The organism is Streptomyces sp. NPDC042346, assembly GCF_055581845.1.
On the sequence record NZ_JBVJEH010000002.1, the window covers coordinates 995,995 to 1,011,959 of the forward strand.

The window sequence follows — 15,965 nt, forward strand, 5'->3', positions numbered from 1 at the left end:
GTCTACGCGCCGCCGCGCCGCGCGTCCCGAAGCATCGCGTCCAGGGTGATCGCGGCGTCGATCAGTGCCAGATGGGTGAAGGCCTGCGGGAAGTTCCCCAACTGCCGTCCCGTCAGGTCGATCTCCTCGGAGTACAGCCCCAGGTGGTTGGCGTAGGTGAGCATCTTCTCCAGCACGAGCCTGGCCATGTCGAGGCGCCCGGCCCGGGCCAGGGCGTCGACGTACATGAACGTGCACAGGGAGAAGGTTCCCTCGGAACCGCGCAGCCCGTCGGGGGACGCCTCGGGGTTGTAGCGGTAGACGAGGCTGTCGCTGACCAGTTCGCGCTCCATCGCGTCGAGCGTGGTCTTCCACATGGGATCGTCCGGCGTGATGAAGCCGACCGTCGGCATGCGCAGCAGCGACGAGTCGAGCACGTCGTCGCCGTAGTGCTGCACGAAGGCCCGCTTCCCCGGGTCCCAGCCGCGCTCGTACACCTGCTCGTAGATCGCGTCCCGCGCGCCGGTCCAGACGCCGCCGGCCGCGGGACGGCCGTCGTCGTAGGCGATCCGCAGGGCGCGGTCGAAGGCCACCCAGGACATGACACGGCCGTAGGTGAAGTCCTTCCGGCCCCCGCGCGTCTCCCACAGCCCTTCGCCGGGCTGATCCCAGTGCCCGGCCAGCCAGTCGAGCAGGGTGTGCAGGGCCTTCCAGCCGCCGTGGTCGAGATGCATGCCGTGCTCGTGCGCGAAGTAGATGCTGTCGAGTGCCTCGCCGTAGATGTCCAGCTGGAGCTGGTTCGCCGCTCCGTTGCCGATGCGGACCGGGGCGGAGCCGCGGTATCCCTCCCAGTGGTCGAGCGTCTCCTCGACCAGGTCGGTGGAGCCGTCGACCCGGTACATGATGTTCAGCGGCCCCGAGCCGCTCTCCTGGCCGGCCTCCTGCTTCACCCGGTCGTGCAGCCAGTCGATGAACGCCGACGCCTCTTCCTTGAATCCCAGGCCGAGCAGGGCGTACACCGAGAACGAGGCGTCACGGATCCAGGTGAACCGGTAGTCCCAGTTGCGCTCGCCGCCCAGCTGCTCGGGGAGGCCCGCCGTGGGCGCGGCGACCAGGGCGCCGGTCGGCGCGTACGTCATGAGCTTCAGCGTCACGGCCGATCGTTCCACCGCCTCCCGCCAGCGCCCGGAGTAGGTGGACTGCCCCAGCCAGGAGCGCCAGAAGTGGACCGTCTGGTCGAAGAGGCGCTCGAACTCGTCCAGGGGGATCTCCCGCGGCGGCCCGTCGGGGGCCGATTCCAGGACCAGGCCGCGCTGTTGCCCCGCCCGCAGGCTCAGGGAGAAGCGCAGGTCGTGGTGGTCTCCCAGGCGGATGTTCAGCAGGCGCTCGTCCTGCGGCTCGCGGACGGGGTGGACGGCGAAGTCCAGGTCGTCCGAGGTGAACAGCGCGCCGTGTTCGGTGGCGTGCAGTTCGTGCGGCTTGCGGCCGTAGTCGAAGCGCGGAGCGAACTCCCCTTCGAACGTGATGCTGCCGCGTACGCAGCGGAGCATCCGGACGAGACGGTGCCGGTCGGTCGCGGTGGTTCCCGTCACCGGCATGAAGTCGACGACCTCCCCCGCCCCTGCCTCGGTCATGAAGCGCGTCACCAGAACAGCCGTGTCCGGGTGGTAGAGCTGTTTGGTCGTGTACGTGTCGGCAACCGGCCGCACGGTGAAGTGACCGCCCTTGCGCCGGTCGAGCAGGGCGCCGAAGACACTGGGCGAATCGAACCGGGGGCAACAGAACCAGTCGATCGTCCCATCGGTCGTCACGAGCGCAGCGGTCTGCAGATCTCCGATCAGACCGTGGTCCTCGATCAGCGGATAGTCCTCCATCGCGGGCCCCTTTCAGCCCCGGCCGACCCCATGCCGGGCTTCTGCGCACCGGGGGCGAGGCGGCCGGAGGGCATTCCTCAGCTTAGGCCGAGGGGTGTGGCTCCGTCCTGGCGAGAGCGTGACGCGGGGTGACGGCGCCGCCGTTGCGCGCGGGTCCGGGAATCGCCCTACCGTGAGGGGGAGGCCGAGCACCTACTCCTCCCGCGAAGGGGGCGTGGCATGGGTGTCAGGATGTCCTGGGCGGCCAGGTTCCGGTTGAGGCAGTACGTCAAGGCCAGCCTGTGGATCGTGCCGATGCTCGGTCTCGTCCTCGGCGCCGCTCTCGCCGAGGCCGCCCTGGCCGCCGACAGCGCGGACTGGCCGCCGAGCGGCTGGCACTACTCCGCGACGACCGCGAGCGGTGTGCTCACCGCCATCGTGGGCGCGATGGTGGCGCTGCTCGGGTTCGTCGTCACGATCGGTGTGCTGGTGGTGCAGCAGGCCACGGGAACCCTCTCCCCCCGGTACATGCGCCTCTGGTACCGGGACCGGCTGCAGAAGGCGGTTCTGGCGACCTTCACCGGGACGTTCGCGTTCTCCTTCTCCCTGCTGCGGAGCGTCGAGACCGCGTCGGTGCCCGACCTCGGGGTCACCCTGGCCGGCGCGGCGGTGGCCGTCAGCCTGGTCCTCCTGCTCGTCTACCTCAACCGGTTCACCCACAGCCTCCGGCCCGTGGCCATCGCGGAGTTGGTCGCTCATCTGGGAGAGACCGTCTTCACCGAGGGCGCCGCGGCGATCCGGGGCGCCAGGCCTCGCGGCGAAGGATCCGTGCCGTCCGACGGTCCCGTGACGCGCATTCGTACGGTGCGCGGCGGAGCGATTCAGGCCTTCAACGTGCCCGGCCTGGTCGAGGAGGCGGCCCGCCACGACTGCGTCTTCGTCGTGACCCGGCTGATCGGAGACTTCGTACCGCCCGGCACCGTGCTCGTGGAGGTCCACGGCGGCACGTCCGGACCGGACCCGGAGCGGGTGACCGGTTTCATCGCCCTCGGCCCCGAGCGCACGATCGAACAGGATCCCGCCTTCGCGCTGAGGGTCCTCGTCGACGTCGCGATCAGGGCCCTCTCTCCCGCGGTGAACGACCCCACGACCGCGGTGCAGGTCATCAACTACATCGAGTGGTTCCTGCACACGGTGGGCGGCGTCCGGCTCCCCGGACGGTACGTCCTGGCCGATCGCGACGGGGCCGCCCGGCTCGTGCTCCCGGGCAGGGACTGGGACAGCTATCTGGAGCTCGCCGTCTGCGAGATCCGTGACTACGGGGGTTCGTCCGTGCAGATCTGCCGGAGGCTCCGGGCCATGCTGGACGGCCTGCTCGACGTCCTGCCGTCATCGCGGCACTCCGCCGTGCGCACGCAGCTGCTCCTCCTCCAGGATTCGATCGAGCGCGAGTTCACCGACCGGGCCCGCCGGGCAATCGCGGAACAGGCCGACCACCAGGGCATCGGCGGGCGGCCCCTCCCCCGCCCCCCTGCGCCGCCTTCACCGGACGGCCCCTGAGCGAGTCCGGTCAGCGCACGCGTCCCCGCGCCTTGAGGTGGGCGACGGGAACCTCCGGGGCGTCCAGGCGGTCGCCGTCGTAGCCCTTGACCTCGCCGAAGCGGTCGGTCGCCATCCACTCCTCTCGGGCCTTCCTGATCTCCTCGTCCGTGCGGCCCACGAAGTTCCACCACATAGCACGGGATTGCCGTTTCATCCCAGCTCAGAGGCCCGATCCACCATCCGAGGTCAGCAAAAGGTCAGCAAGACGCCCGGGAGTCAACCACCATGGCCACCACCTCGGCGGACCCGGGCCGGGGTGAGCCTGCTCGGTTCCAGCGGTCGGTCCCAAGGCCGGCGAATGTCCTCGGCAAGCGGCCTGGCGAGCCGCAGGTGGGCGTGCGCGACGAGTCGAAGCGTCGCAAGAACGCCCGCCAGCGCGGATCGACGCCGGCGGCGGTCATGTCGGTGGTCCGACAGGAGGCCGGAGAGCGTGCGCGGCTGCCTGTTCATCCCACCCGGGGAACCGTGGCGCAACCCCTTCATCGAGTCCTTCAACGGTCGCCTGCGCGACGAATGCCTCAGCATCCACCTGTTCTGGTCCCTGGCCCACGCCAGGGTCACCATCGGCGACTGGAAGGAGGAGTACGACCACGACCGGCCGCGCTCATCGCTGGGCCAGCGAACCCCAGGTGCCTACGCTGCGATCCGCGCTAATCGCCTCTCACGCGCCTGGTGTCGTGTGCCCACATCGCGATCTCGACGCGGTTGCGTGCGCCGAGCTTGGTCATCAACGATGCGACGTGGGTCTTGACCGTGCTCAGGCTGACGAAGAGCTGGGTGGCGATCTCGGCGTTGGTCCGGCCTCGTGCCACCAGCGCGAGCACCTCCTCCTCGCGCTCGGTGAGCGGGTTGCTCGGCTGGACGGGTACCACCGGCGTCTGGTCGGCGAAGGTCGCCAGCAGCCGGCGGGTGACGTTGGGGGCGATCAGCGCGTCCCCGTTGGCCGCCGCGTGGATGGCCTGCACGAGGAGCTCCGGCCCGGCGTTCTTGAGCAGGAAGCCGCGGGCGCCGGCGCGTAGGGCGCCGAGGACGTACTCATCGAGGTCGAAGGTGGTGATCACGACGACCGCCATCGGGTCCGTCACGCCTGGCCCGGCCAGACGCCGCGTCACCTCGACGCCGTCGAGCCCGGGCATCCGGATGTCGACGAGGAGGACATCGGGACGCAGCCGGGTCGCCAGGTCGAGCGCTGCGATCCCGTCTGCCGCCTCCCCCACGACCTCGAGGTCGGGTTGCGCGCCGAGGATCATCACCAGCCCGGTCCGGACCAAGTCCTGGTCGTCGGCTACGACAACACGGATGCTCATGCCAACGCCGCCATCGGCAGCACGGCCTCGACCACCCAGCCACCCTCGGGCCCCGGCCCCGCGGAGAGCGATCCGCCGAGGAGCTGGGCGCGTTCGGCCATGCCCAGCAGGCCGAACCCAGGCTTCGGGGCCGGCCCCGGCTCGGTCTGTCCATCGTCGATGACACGCAGCCTGACGGCGTCGCCCTCCCGGCGTACGTCGATCGCGACGCGGGTCGCGCGCCGGGCGTGGCGTACGGCGTTGGTAAGCGACTCCTGCGCGAGCCGGTAGAGCGCGGCGTCCACGGGTCGCGCCAGCCGGGCAAACGAACCGTCCAGCGAGACCTCGACGGTAGGCGTCGTGTGGGCGCGCGCCAGCGCGGGCAGGTCCGCGACACCCAGCTGCGGTGAGTAGGCGACGGCTTCCTCCTCACGCAGCACCCGAACCATGGATCTCATCTCCTCCAGGGTTCGCGACGCTTCGGACTCGATCGCGGCCAGGGCCTCGGCAGCCTTCTCAGGCTGGATGCCGGCGACCACACCACCGGCCTGCGCCTGCACCGCGATGGCCGAGACGTGGTGGGCCACGGTGTCGTGCAGCTCTCGCGCCAGCGCCACCCGCTCCTGATTGCGGATCTCGCGCTGTTGGCGATGCCAGAGGTCCGCGCGGTAGCGGAACACCACCGCGAGGGCGACGAACAACAGCAAGAGGACGCTCCCGCCGAAAACGTCGGCCCAGCCCGCGGAGGTGGCGTACATCCCCAGCGCGACAACGACTGTCACGAACGCCGTCCCCAAGACGATCTCCCGTCCCGAGCCCCACCGCACCAGGGAGTAGAGCAGGATCACGGCGGCCATCATGGAGTAGAGGCCGAGATCCCCGGCGTGCGCAGTCAGCTGGAGGACCGAGAGCAGCCCGGCGACCCCCCACCCGACCAGGACGGCCATGAGGGGGCGGCCCCGCCGCCAGAGCAGGGCAGGCATCAGCGCCAGGGCGAGCACCGTCACAAGTGGTCGCCAGGCCAAGCCCGGTCGAACGATGCCCTCGACCAAGGCGGCGGCCGTGAACACGCCCACCAGTAGCCAGTCCAGACGACCGATGGGTGGGGCGTCAGCAGGCCGCGGCTCATGCCAGACGGAGCGCCGAAAAGTGACCACGGCTCCAGCCTAGGCATCGTCGCGCCTCGGCGTATCCGCCGAAAGAACGAGAGAGAGACCATGCCATCGGCCAGGCGAACCGAAGCCCCCGGGCCGAGGCGCCCGCCGCCGGGCTCAGCGATCGTGGAACTACCGATCCTCACCGCAACAACGGAGCCCACTATGAGAACACGTCAACCCACCAGCGCCACACTGGAAGAGCAGCGGATCCCGCTGAGAGCCAAGCTCGCCGCGACGTGGACAGCCTTCATGTTCCTCTACGCCTACGTGGACATTCTCAACTTCTTCACGCCCGGCGTCATCAAAGACATCCTCGACGGCAAGGTCTTCGAGTTCGACCTCTCCCAGACCTTTTCGACCACGGCGCTGGCCCTCATGGCCGTCCCCATCTTTATGGTCGTCCTGTCGACGACGCTGCCCGCCCGGGCGAACCGCATCACGAACCTCATCGTGGCCTCGCTCTACGTTCCCGTCACGGCGTTCAACGCGGTGGGCGCGTCCTGGCTGTACTTCTACGGCCTTGGTATCGCACTGGAATTGATCCTTCTCGCCCTCATCGTGCGGTACGCCTGGACCTGGCCCCGTACCGTCGGCGACCACGGCGACCAGCCCGGACCGTGAAACCGTTCGCGCTCAGCTACAAGCGTCGAATCCCTGCCTGCAACGACAGCACCCGGAACCGTGTGTTGATCATGCGCCAGAAAAGGTCAGCAAAAGGTCGGTATCGGTCCGAGCAGGCCCTGCCGTACGCATCTGAACCTGAGAATCCACTCAACCCCTCCCGAGCCCGGCGGACCCCTGAACCACGGCCGAAAGGACGGCAGTCGATCAAGGGTTCCCGCACGGCGGCCATCAGTCGAGCGCGACCCGTCCCGTCACACGTTTCCCGAGGTCAGCGCACTCGCCCACGCGGCTTCAGCGGGGTGGCGGGGAGCTCCGGGGCGGACAGTCGGGCGCCGTCGTAGCCGTGGACCTCGCCGAACGGCGAGCCCTTCTCCCAGTCCTCGCGCGCTTGTGCGATCTCATCACCGGATCGGCCGATGAAGTTCCACCACATGACGATCTCCTCCTCGAACGGCTCTCCGCCGAGGAGCATCAGGCCCGCGTCGGACAGGGCGCGCAGGGGGAGCTCGGTGCGGCCGCAGCCGAGGTACAGCATGGAGCCGGGCAGGACCGGGACGCCGTCGACGTGGGCCTCGCCCGACATGGACAGGACCGCGTACTCGAAGTCGGGATCCAGCGGGAGGTTCGTCTCCGTGCCGGCCGCCAGGGTCAGGTCCGCGCCGACCAGGGGCGAGTACGTGGTGCCCGGCGAGACCGCGCCGTCGAGGGTGCCGAGGATCACCGTCGCCGTGAGACCGGGCGCCGTGACCCGGGGCAGGTCGGCGTGGTGCTGGAAGTGGGGCTCCACGTGGCGGTGGGCGTCGGGGAGCGCGACCCAGAGCTGCGCGCCGTGGAGGAGGCGGGCGTGCGGCCGGGGGCTCTCCTCGGAGTGGGAGATCGCCCGGCCCGAGGTCATCAGGCCCAGCTCGCGCGGCCGGATCGTCTGGAGGCTGCCGGTGGAGTCGCGGTGCAGGACCTCGCCCTCGTGGAGCCAGCTCACGGTCTGCAGGCCCATGTGCGGGTGGGGCGGGACCTGCATGCCCGGCTCGTCGGCGATGTCGTCGGGGCCGTAGTGGTCGACGAACGCCCACGCGCCGACCATCCGGCGGCCGAGGTTCGGGAGCAGCCTGCGGACCTCGGTCGACTCCCCGAGCCGGACGCGGCGCGGGCTGAGGAGCTCTCGTACGGGCTCGGCGACGACGAAGCCACGGCCACCGCACACCGTCAACGCGGCCTGACGATCAAGATTGCTCATGACGCTCAACCTACCTTAGTGGAATGTTCAACCATCCAGGCTTGTTGACCTGGTCGACCGTCACACAGAGTGGCAGATCAGGGAAGCCGGAGAGGAAGAGCAAGTGAGCGACACGTACTACGAGTTCGGAACGGCCGGGGAGCGCTGGGACCGCGCACAGCTGTTCTTCGACGCCAAGGAGTACGGGACCGCGGTCCGCATCCTGCGCGGCCTCGTCGCCGAGCACCCGGACCAGACGGCCCAGCGGCTGCTCCTCGCGCGCGCCTACTACCACTCCGCCCAGCTCTCCCGGGCCGAGACCGAGCTGCGGGCCGTCCTGGACCGCGACCCCGTCGAGCACTACGCCCGGCTGATGCTCGGGCGCACCCTGGAGCGCCAGGGACGCGCGGACGAGGCCGCTCCGCACCTGCGGATGGCCGCCGCGATGGCGGGCGAGACCCCTTCCTGACGCCGTTCTGATACCCCCGCACGGTATGGTCGGGCCAGGAGGTCCTGGTCTTGCGTACACGGCGGGCGGAACGCGGAAGCGGAGCGCGCGGAATGCGAGCAGGAGGTGCCCTGGCGCACCTTCTGCTCGTCGTCGTGCTCGCGCTCGGCGTGTTCCTCATGCACGCCGTCGGCCACCCCGAGGGCTCCGGCGGTACGACGGAGACCACCGCGGCCGCCCACCACGCCGCCGCGCCGGCCGGTGCGCACGGCGCTGACGACGGCGGTTCCGACGCGCGTCACGACCCCGGTTCGGGGATGGACATGACCACGCTGTGCGTGGCCGTCCTCGGCGCCTGGCTCCTCGCCGGGCTCGTCCGGGCCGCCCTGGCCCGACACCCCGACTGGCTGGCCCTCGTCCTCGCGCGGCTGATTCCCGTACGTGGTCCTCACGCGCCGCCGCGCCGACCTCCCGACCTCGCCCAGCTGTCGATCCTGCGGATCTAGGCCGAACCGCCACCGCGGGCGCCTCGTGCTGCCCGCGCACGCCTTCGACCTGCCCTTTTTTCGACAGCACACGAGGTATCACTCCCATGCGCACCTTCACGCGTCGCACTGCCGAGAAGTTCGCCCTGGCCGGAGCCGTCACGGCCGCCGGTCTCCTGCTCGCCGCCTGCGGGACGGACGACGGGATGAGCGGTACGGGCCACGGCGGGACGTCCGCCTCCGCTTCGGCGCCCGCTTCCGCTTCGGCTTCGGCTTCCGCTTCGGCGCCCGCCTCCGCCTCCGCCGAGGCCGCCGCGCCCGGCGCCTTCAACGACGCGGACGTCATGTTCGCCCAGATGATGATCCCCCACCACGAGCAGGCCCTGGAGATGGCGAAGCTCGCCGACGGCCGCGCCGAGGACCCCGAGGTCAAGAAGCTCGTCGCCGCGATCGAGCAGGCGCAGGACCCGGAGATCCAGAAGATGAAGGCCTGGCTCAAGGGCTGGGGCAAGCCCGAGTCGGCCGGGGCCGCTCACGGTTCCGGGGGCGGCCACGGCATGGCCGGGATGATGTCCGAGCAGGACATGAAGGACCTGTCGGCCGTCAAGGGCGAGGCCTTCGACCGGAAGTTCGCCCAGCTGATGATCGCCCACCACGACGGCGCCGTCGCCATGGCGAAGGACGAGCAGAAGGACGGGCGGAACGCCTCGGCGAAGAAGCTCGCCGACGACGTCGTCCGGACCCAGTCCACCGAGATCGCCGAGCTGCGGAAGATCCTCGACCGGCTCTGACCGGCCCGCACCCTCACTATCAGCGGCCGGCCCCTCACCGGGGCCGGCCGCGCCCCCCCGCGTACCCTCCTCTCCTCCGGCGAAAGTACGATGAAGAAGCACTTCCCCGGGCCCGCGGCCACCGCCGCCGTCACCGTCCTCACCCTCACCCTCGCCCTCACCCTGACCGCCTGCACCCAGGAGCCGCCCGCCGCCGACTCCCGCGACGGCTCCCCCGGCACTGCTCTCAGCCACATCCACGGCCTCGGCCTGCGCGGCGACACGCTCTACGTCGCCACCCACGACGGCATCCACACCCCGGACGCCACCGGCCGCCCGACTCTGGTCGGCGACCGCAGGGACGACTTCATGGGCTTCACGATCACCGCGAGCGGCACCTTCCTCGCGAGCGGGCACCCCGCCCCCGGCTCCGGCGGACCCGCCGACCTCGGCCTCGTCGAGTCGACGGACGCCGGGCGCACCTGGCACGAGAAGTCCCTCGGCGGCGAGGTGGACTTCCACTCCCTCGACACCGCGCCCGATGCCACGGTCTACGGATACGACAGCGCGAACGCCCGGCTGCGGGTCAGCCCCGACGGCGTCACCTGGGAGGACCGCGCCGCGCTGCGCGCCCTCGACATCGCCGTCTCCCCCGCCTCCGGCGAGACCGTCCTCGCCACCACCGAGACCGGGGTGGCCCGCAGCGCGGACGGCGGGAGGACCTTCGCCCCGGGCACGGGCCAGGTCCTCTCGTACGTCTCCTGGGGCGCTCCCGACGCCCTCTTCGGCGTCGACCCGAGCGGGGTCCTCTTCCGCGGTACGGATACGGGGAAGGGTGCCGCGATCCGTTGGGCCCGGGTCGCCGCCGTGCCGGGCGGGGCGCCGCAGGCGCTCACCGTCGTGGACGCCCGCCGGCTGCTCGTCGCCACTCAGGACGGGGTGTACGAGTCCCGCGACGGCGGGCGGACCTTCGAGCGCCGGGTCGCGGTGGCCTCGGGGCAGGACGGCCACTGATCCCGAGGCCTCCGCGTCTCGGGCACCTCGCACCCGACGCCTCGCCCGCCCCGCACCCCGCGCGCCCCTACCCCACGCGCCCTTACCCCGCGCGCCGCTCCACGACGACCTCGCCGCCGACCACGACCGTCTCCGCCACCGTGCCCGGGATCTCCTCGGGCGCGACGCGGAGGATGTCGCGGGACAGGACGACGAAGTCGGCGAGCTTGCCGACCGTCAGCGAACCCCGTTCGTCCTCAAGGAAGTTGGCGTAGGCCGAGCCCATCGTGTAGCCCTCGACGGCGGTCGCGACGTCGATCGTCTCGCCCGCCGTCCAGCTCTCCCCGCCGTCGAGCGGGCGGCGGGTGACGGCCGCGTGGATGCCCACCATGGGGTCCATCTCCGCGACGTTCCAGTCGCTGGAGAGCGCGAGGACCGCCCCGGCCGCGCGCAGGCTGCGCAGGGGCCAGGCCTTGTGCCAGCGGTCGGGGCCGATGTTCTCGGCCCAGTCCTGGCCGGGGCCCGCGATGTCGGGGGCGGCGTGCCGGGGCTGCATGCAGGCGACGACGCCGAGTTCCGCGAAGCGGGGGGTGTCGGCCGGGTCGAGGCACTCGACGTGGACGATCTGGTGGCGGGCGTCGCGCGGCCCGTTGGCGGCGCGGGCGCGGGCGACGGCGTCGAGGACGGTGCGGATGCCCCGGTCGCCGGTGGCGTGGACGAAGCACTGGAAGCCGCGCGCGTCGAGGCGGGTGAGCAGCTCGGCGAACTCCTCGGGCGGGTAGAAGGTGTCGCCGCGGTGGTGGGAGCAGCCCGCGTACGGCTCCAGGAGGGCGGCCGTGCGGGGTTCGACGACGTCGTCGATGTACAGCTTGAGCGGGCCGACCCGCAGCCGGTCGTCGGCGAACTCCTCCGCCGCGGCCTCGAAGGCGTCGAGGTCGGTGTCGGTCGTGCCGCGCGGGTGGAAGAGCGCGGCGACGATCCGTGAGCGCAGCCGTCCCTCCGCGCGGGCGCGCTGGAAGAGGGCGAGGTCGTCGAGGGAGTTCTGCGGCTCGACGACGGTGGTGATGCCGTAACCGATGGCGTCGTCCAGGCTCTTGGCGAGGCGGCCGTACTGCCGGTCGGGCGAGGCCCAGGGCACGCCGAGCTCGCGCAGGGCGCGGTGGCCGTCGCGGGAGAGGCCCTTGATCGCGAAGTCCTTGACGAATCCGGTGGGTTCGCCGGTGTCCGGGTCGGTGACGGCCCGGCCGAAGGGCAGGTCGGTGTGGTCGCGGTCGACGCCGAGCCGCCGGAGGGCGGCGGTGTTGAGCCAGGCGGTGTGCACGTCGTAGCTGAGGACGACGGCGGGGGTGTCGCCGGTGGCGGGGTCGAGGTCGGCGGCGGTGGGCATGCGTCCGCCGGGGACGGCCGAGTAGTCGAAGGCCTCGGCCTCGATCCACTCGGCGTCGGGGTGCGCCTCGTGCCAGGCGCGGATCCGCTCGTGGATGACGTCGAGGGTGCGGGCGCCCGCGAGCTGGACGCAGGCGTCGTCCGAGCCGAGGCGGACGTGGTTGTGGGCGTCGACGAAGCCGGGCAGGACGAGCCGTCCTGCGGCGTCGACGACGCGGGTGGCGGGCCCCGTCCAGGCGGCCGCTTCGGCGTCGGAGCCGATCCAGGCGATGCGGCCGGCGCGGACGGCGAGGGCCTGTGCCTCGGGGAGCGCGGGGTCGACGGTGTGGATGCGGGCCCCGAGGAGGACGAGGTCGGCGTGGACGGGGGTCGCGGCGGTGGTGCTGTTCATGCGGGACGGCTCCGTGACGTACGTGCGGGTGTGCTGCGGGAGGGGCGGGAATCGCCTGGTCAGGGGTGTGCCGGGGCGGCCGGGCGGCGCGCGAGGAGCGCGTACACGAGGGCGGAGACGACCGCGCCGAGGAGGGTGAGGTCCGCACCGCCGAGCGGGGCGACCAGGGGGCCGGTCCACAGTTCGGAGTCGCAGGTGAGCGCGGAGAAGAGGAGACCGGCGAGGAGCGCGGTCAGGCCGGCCGGGTGCCAGCCCGCGCGGTACCAGTAGGGGCCGCCCGCGCGGGCGTGCAGGCCGGCGGAGTCGTAGGCGCAGCGCCGGAGCACCATGTCGGCGAGGAAGACCCCGCCCCAGGGGGCGAAGACGATGATCAGGAGGGAGAGGAAGGAGAGGAGCGAGGTGGTGAAGTCGGTGAGGAAGAGGGCGCCGAGGGAGCCCGCCGCGGTCACGGCGGCGCTGATGACGATGGCCCGTGCCCGGCTCCAGGGGATGCCGAGGACCTGGAGGTTCAGGCTCGACGAGTAGAGCGTGATGATCGAGTTGGTGACCGAGCCGCCGAGGACGAGGGCGAGGAAGAGCGCCTGGAACCAGCCGGGGAGCAGGCCCTCGACGCCCGCCACCGCGTCGGTCATGTCGGCCTGCGTCGCCGCGGCCACTCCGGCGACGCCCAGGGCGACGGAGGAGAGGAAGCCGCCGAGCGCGCCGCTGAGGGTGACGGCCTTGAGGGAGGTCGTGCGGGGCAGGTAGCGGGTGTAGTCCGCGGGCATGGGGAGGTACGAGAAGGGGCCCGCGAGCATGACGACGAAGGCGAGGCTCCAGCCGGAGGCGCCGGGCGCGGCCGAGGGGGCGTTGGTGTCGGCGCCGGGCAGCACCAGGACGAGGAGCACGGCGAAGCCGACGGCGAGGACGTAGGCCATCCAGCGCTCGGCGAACTGGACGGTCGCGTGGCCCCAGAGGGCGACCACGAAGGTCAGCGCGAGGGTGACGGCGAGGGCGACGGCCCGGGAGGCGTGTCCGCCGTGCCAGCCGAGGTCCGCGAAGAAGGCTTCGAGGGCGAGGGTGCCCACCACGGTGTTGACGATGGTGTAGCCGATGCTGACGATCCAGTTGAGCAGACCGGCGGGCCAGTTGCCGCGGATGCCGAAGGCGGCCCGGGAGATCACGAGGGTCGCGGTGCCGGTGCGGACCCCGCTGAGGCCGGCCGCGCCGATGGCGACGAAGGACAGGCCGCCGAGCACGACGACGGCGGTGGCCTGCCAGAAGGAGAGCCCGAAGGCGACGGCGAGGGCGCCGTTGATGACGTAGGTGAAGGTCAGGTTCGAGCCGAACCAGAGCCAGAAGACGTCCTTGGCGCTGCCGTGCCGTTCGGCGTCGGGTATGGGGTCGATCCCGTGTTCCTCGACCTGGAACACCTCGTCCCGGCCCGTGGTCACGGGCGCCGTCTCGTGTCCGAGCACACCGCACTCCTGTCTCGCTGCCGTCTTGAATGACGTTCTAAGACTTAGAACGCCATTCAAGATGTGCGATGAGTTCAGGCCACGTCAAGACCTTCGGAGGTTGCGGTTAAGGTCGATCTCGCACATCGGTCTCGCACATTCGTCTCGCACACAGCGGGACGCGCGGAGACGCGGCACGACAGATCGGGGACGGCGGCGGTGGCAAAGGCGGCACGACGGCGGGACGGGCACGTCACCCAGGAGCGGATGCTGGAGGAGGCCATGGCGGCGATCGCCGAGGACGGCCTCGCCTCGCTCACCATGTCGGCGCTCGCGGAGCGGCTCGGCACGAGCGGCGGCCACATCCTGTACTACTTCGGCAGCAAGGACCTGCTGCTGCTCGCCGCCCTCCGGTGGAGCGAGGCCGCGCTCGCCGAGGAGCGCGCCGCGCTGCTGTCCCGGCGGGTCACCGCCGAGCGCAAACTCGACCTCTTCCTCCGCCTCTACCTGCCGCGCGGACCCCGCGACCCGCGCTGGACGCTGTGGATCGAACTCTGGGCCCGCACCCCCGGCAACGCCGCGCTGCGCGAGGCCCAGGACGCGCTGGACCGGGGCTGGCAGGAGGACCTGGAGTCCCTGCTCGCGGCGGGGGTGGCCCGGCGGCGCTTCGCACCGCTCGACGCCACCGCCCGCGCCTCCGAACTCCTCGCCCTGCTCGACGGGTTGAGCACCCGGGTCGTCCTCGGCCAGGAGTCCGGCCGCGACGCGCGGCCCGCCCTGGAGGCGGCGCGCTCGGCGGCCCGGCTCCTCGTCGCCCCGTACACACCCGACACGTCTGAAGCAGAGGCGACGTGACGACTCGTCAGTCCCGGTAGGCCTCAAGGAGGCGCAGCCACGCCTCGCTCAGGGTCGGGAAGGACGGTACGGCGTGCCAGAGCCGGGCGATCGGGACCTCGCCGACGACCGCGACCGTCGCCGAGTGGAGGAGCTCGCCGATCCCCGGGCCGACGAAGGAGGCACCGAGGACGACCTCCCGGTCGAGGTCGACGACCAACCGGGCCTGGCCCCGGTAACCCTGGGCGTAGAGCCCGGCCCCGGCGACCTGCCGCATGTCGACGTCGACGGCCCGGACCCGGTGGCCCGCCCGCTCGGCCTCGGCCAGGGTCAGGCCGACGGCGGCCGCCTCGGGGTCGCAGAACACGACCTGCGGCGCGGCGGCCCGGTCGGCGGTGGCCGCGTGCGCGCCCCAGCGCCCGTCGTCCAGCGGCCCCGTGCCCTTCGCGCGGGCCGCGATCGCGGCGCCGGCGATCCGGGCCTGGTACTTGCCCTGGTGGGTCATGAGCGCGCGGTGGTTGACGTCCCCGACCGCGTAGAGCCAGTCGGTGCCGGTGACCCGGAGGCTGTCGTCGACGTCGAGCCAGGAGCCCGGTTCCCGGCCGACCGTCTCCAGGCCGAGGTCCTCGGTGCGCGGGGCCCGGCCGGTCGCGAAGAGCACCTCGTCGCCCTCGACGTGGTCGCCGCCCTCCAGGACCACGGTCACCGGGCCGGTGCCCCCGTCGCGTACGACCGCCGTGACCCGGGTGCCGGTACGGACGTCCGCGCCGCGCGCCGCGAGGGCCGAGGCGACCAGCTCGCCGACGAACGGCTCCATCCGGGGCAGCAGGCCCCCGCCCCGTACGAGCAGGGTGACCTTCGCGCCCAGGGCCTGCCAGGCGGTGGCCATCTCCACGCCGACCACGCCCCCGCCGACCACGATCAGCCGCTCGGGCACGCGGCCGGAACTGGTCGCCTCGCGGCTGGTCCAGGGCCTGGCCCCGGGCAGGCCGGGCAGCTCGGGGAGGACGGCGCGGCTGCCGGTGCAGACGGCGACCGCGTGCCGGGCGGTCAGGACGTGCTCGTCGCCCTCCGGGCCGGTGACGGCGACCCGGCGCGGCCCGGCGAGACGGCCGTGGCCCCGGAAGAGCCGGACGCCGATCGAATCCAGCCAGTCGACCTGGCCGTCGTCCTTCCAGTCGCCGACGACGGCGTCCCGGTGCGCGAAGACCTCCAGGGCGTCGAGCGGCCCGTAGACCGACTCGCGCAGGCCGGCGACCTTGCGGGCGTCGGAACGGGCGAGCGCGGGGCGCAGGAGCGCCTTGCTGGGCATGCACGCCCAGTACGAGCACTCACCGCCGATCAGCTCGCTCTCGACGATCGCGGCGCTGAGCCCGGCCGCCCGCACCCGGTCGACGACGTTCTCGCCGACCGGACCCGCCCCGAGGACCACCACGTCGTACGTGCTCTCTTCCACCGCTCGTGTCATGATCCCAGTCTGCTGGCAGGGGTCCGGAATAGCGCGGCTC

The 15,965-nt window shown here is 71.9% G+C and carries 14 protein-coding genes and 2 pseudogenes; 8 read left to right on the forward strand and 8 right to left on the reverse strand.

All coding sequences use genetic code 11. From position 1 onward, the window contains the following. Positions 1 to 2: 2 nt before the first annotated feature. Entirely contained in the window at positions 3 to 1,853 is a 1,851-nt protein-coding gene (locus ACZ6K0_RS13010) for a glycoside hydrolase family 15 protein (protein WP_469232056.1), read from the reverse strand. Positions 1,854 to 2,072: 219 nt separating this feature from the next. Here ACZ6K0_RS13010 and ACZ6K0_RS13015 point away from each other — a divergent pair, with 219 nt between their 5' ends. Continuing rightward, positions 2,073 to 3,392, forward strand: coding sequence for a DUF2254 domain-containing protein (locus tag ACZ6K0_RS13015; protein ID WP_469232057.1), 1,320 nt, complete (start codon positions 2,073 to 2,075; stop codon positions 3,390 to 3,392). A gap of 10 nt (positions 3,393 to 3,402) precedes the next feature. Here ACZ6K0_RS13015 and ACZ6K0_RS13020 read toward each other — a convergent pair. Next, a pseudogene (locus ACZ6K0_RS13020) lies at positions 3,403 to 3,567 on the reverse strand (pirin family protein); the annotation flags it as partial. A 303-nt stretch (positions 3,568 to 3,870) separates the two neighbouring features. On the opposite strand from ACZ6K0_RS13020, the pseudogene ACZ6K0_RS13025 reads away from it, so the two are divergent. Beyond that, a pseudogene (locus tag ACZ6K0_RS13025) lies at positions 3,871 to 4,185 on the forward strand (integrase core domain-containing protein); the annotation flags it as partial. Here ACZ6K0_RS13025 and ACZ6K0_RS13030 read toward each other — a convergent pair. Together ACZ6K0_RS13030 and ACZ6K0_RS13035 are read right to left on the reverse strand one after the other, a co-directional pair. Continuing rightward, positions 4,085 to 4,741 carry a response regulator gene (locus tag ACZ6K0_RS13030; protein WP_469232059.1) on the reverse strand — a complete coding sequence of 219 codons (657 nt, stop codon included), beginning with the start codon at positions 4,739 to 4,741 and terminating at the stop codon, positions 4,085 to 4,087. The pseudogene ACZ6K0_RS13025 and the gene ACZ6K0_RS13030 overlap by 101 nt on opposite strands. Beyond that, positions 4,738 to 5,796, reverse strand: coding sequence for a sensor histidine kinase (locus ACZ6K0_RS13035; protein WP_469575928.1), 1,059 nt, complete (start codon positions 5,794 to 5,796; stop codon positions 4,738 to 4,740). Before ACZ6K0_RS13035 ends, ACZ6K0_RS13030 begins: the two co-directional genes overlap by 4 nt. A 243-nt stretch (positions 5,797 to 6,039) precedes the next feature. On the opposite strand from ACZ6K0_RS13035, the gene ACZ6K0_RS13040 reads away from it, so the two are divergent. After that, positions 6,040 to 6,498, forward strand: coding sequence for a DUF6326 family protein (locus ACZ6K0_RS13040; protein ID WP_469232061.1), 459 nt, complete (start codon positions 6,040 to 6,042; stop codon positions 6,496 to 6,498). A 271-nt stretch (positions 6,499 to 6,769) separates the two neighbouring features. On the opposite strand, the gene ACZ6K0_RS13045 is transcribed toward ACZ6K0_RS13040, so the two are convergent. After that, positions 6,770 to 7,735, reverse strand: coding sequence for a pirin family protein (locus tag ACZ6K0_RS13045; protein WP_469232063.1), 966 nt, complete (start codon positions 7,733 to 7,735; stop codon positions 6,770 to 6,772). A gap of 103 nt (positions 7,736 to 7,838) precedes the next feature. Here ACZ6K0_RS13045 and ACZ6K0_RS13050 point away from each other — a divergent pair, with 103 nt between their 5' ends. From ACZ6K0_RS13050 to ACZ6K0_RS13065, 4 genes are all read left to right on the forward strand, one after another. Next, a complete protein-coding gene (locus ACZ6K0_RS13050) occupies positions 7,839 to 8,183 on the forward strand; it encodes a tetratricopeptide repeat protein (protein WP_469232065.1) in 345 nt (114 codons plus the stop codon). 92 nt (positions 8,184 to 8,275) lie between these two features. Further along, a complete protein-coding gene (locus ACZ6K0_RS13055; protein ID WP_376399380.1) occupies positions 8,276 to 8,668 on the forward strand; it encodes a DUF6153 family protein in 393 nt (130 codons plus the stop codon). Positions 8,669 to 8,754: 86 nt separating this feature from the next. Further along, a complete protein-coding gene (locus ACZ6K0_RS13060; RefSeq protein ID WP_469232067.1) occupies positions 8,755 to 9,438 on the forward strand; it encodes a DUF305 domain-containing protein in 684 nt (227 codons plus the stop codon). Positions 9,439 to 9,528: 90 nt separating this feature from the next. Further along, on the forward strand, positions 9,529 to 10,431 hold the full coding sequence (locus ACZ6K0_RS13065) for a F510_1955 family glycosylhydrolase (RefSeq protein ID WP_469232069.1): 903 nt from the start codon (positions 9,529 to 9,531) through the stop codon (positions 10,429 to 10,431). A gap of 82 nt (positions 10,432 to 10,513) precedes the next feature. On the opposite strand, the gene ACZ6K0_RS13070 is transcribed toward ACZ6K0_RS13065, so the two are convergent. After that, positions 10,514 to 12,187, reverse strand: coding sequence for an amidohydrolase (locus ACZ6K0_RS13070; protein WP_469232071.1), 1,674 nt, complete (start codon positions 12,185 to 12,187; stop codon positions 10,514 to 10,516). 59 nt (positions 12,188 to 12,246) lie between these two features. Next, entirely contained in the window at positions 12,247 to 13,644 is a 1,398-nt protein-coding gene (locus ACZ6K0_RS13075; RefSeq protein WP_376399391.1) for a purine-cytosine permease family protein, read from the reverse strand. 198 nt (positions 13,645 to 13,842) lie between these two features. On the opposite strand from ACZ6K0_RS13075, the gene ACZ6K0_RS13080 reads away from it, so the two are divergent. Then, complete coding sequence (locus tag ACZ6K0_RS13080; RefSeq protein ID WP_376399394.1) at positions 13,843 to 14,478, forward strand: TetR/AcrR family transcriptional regulator; 636 nt, start codon at positions 13,843 to 13,845, stop codon at positions 14,476 to 14,478. Between the two features lie 7 nt (positions 14,479 to 14,485). On the opposite strand, the gene ACZ6K0_RS13085 is transcribed toward ACZ6K0_RS13080, so the two are convergent. Further along, positions 14,486 to 15,925: a dihydrolipoyl dehydrogenase family protein gene (locus tag ACZ6K0_RS13085; RefSeq protein WP_469232074.1), complete on the reverse strand. Its 1,440-nt coding sequence runs from the start codon at positions 15,923 to 15,925 to the stop codon at positions 14,486 to 14,488. Positions 15,926 to 15,965 lie beyond the last annotated feature (40 nt).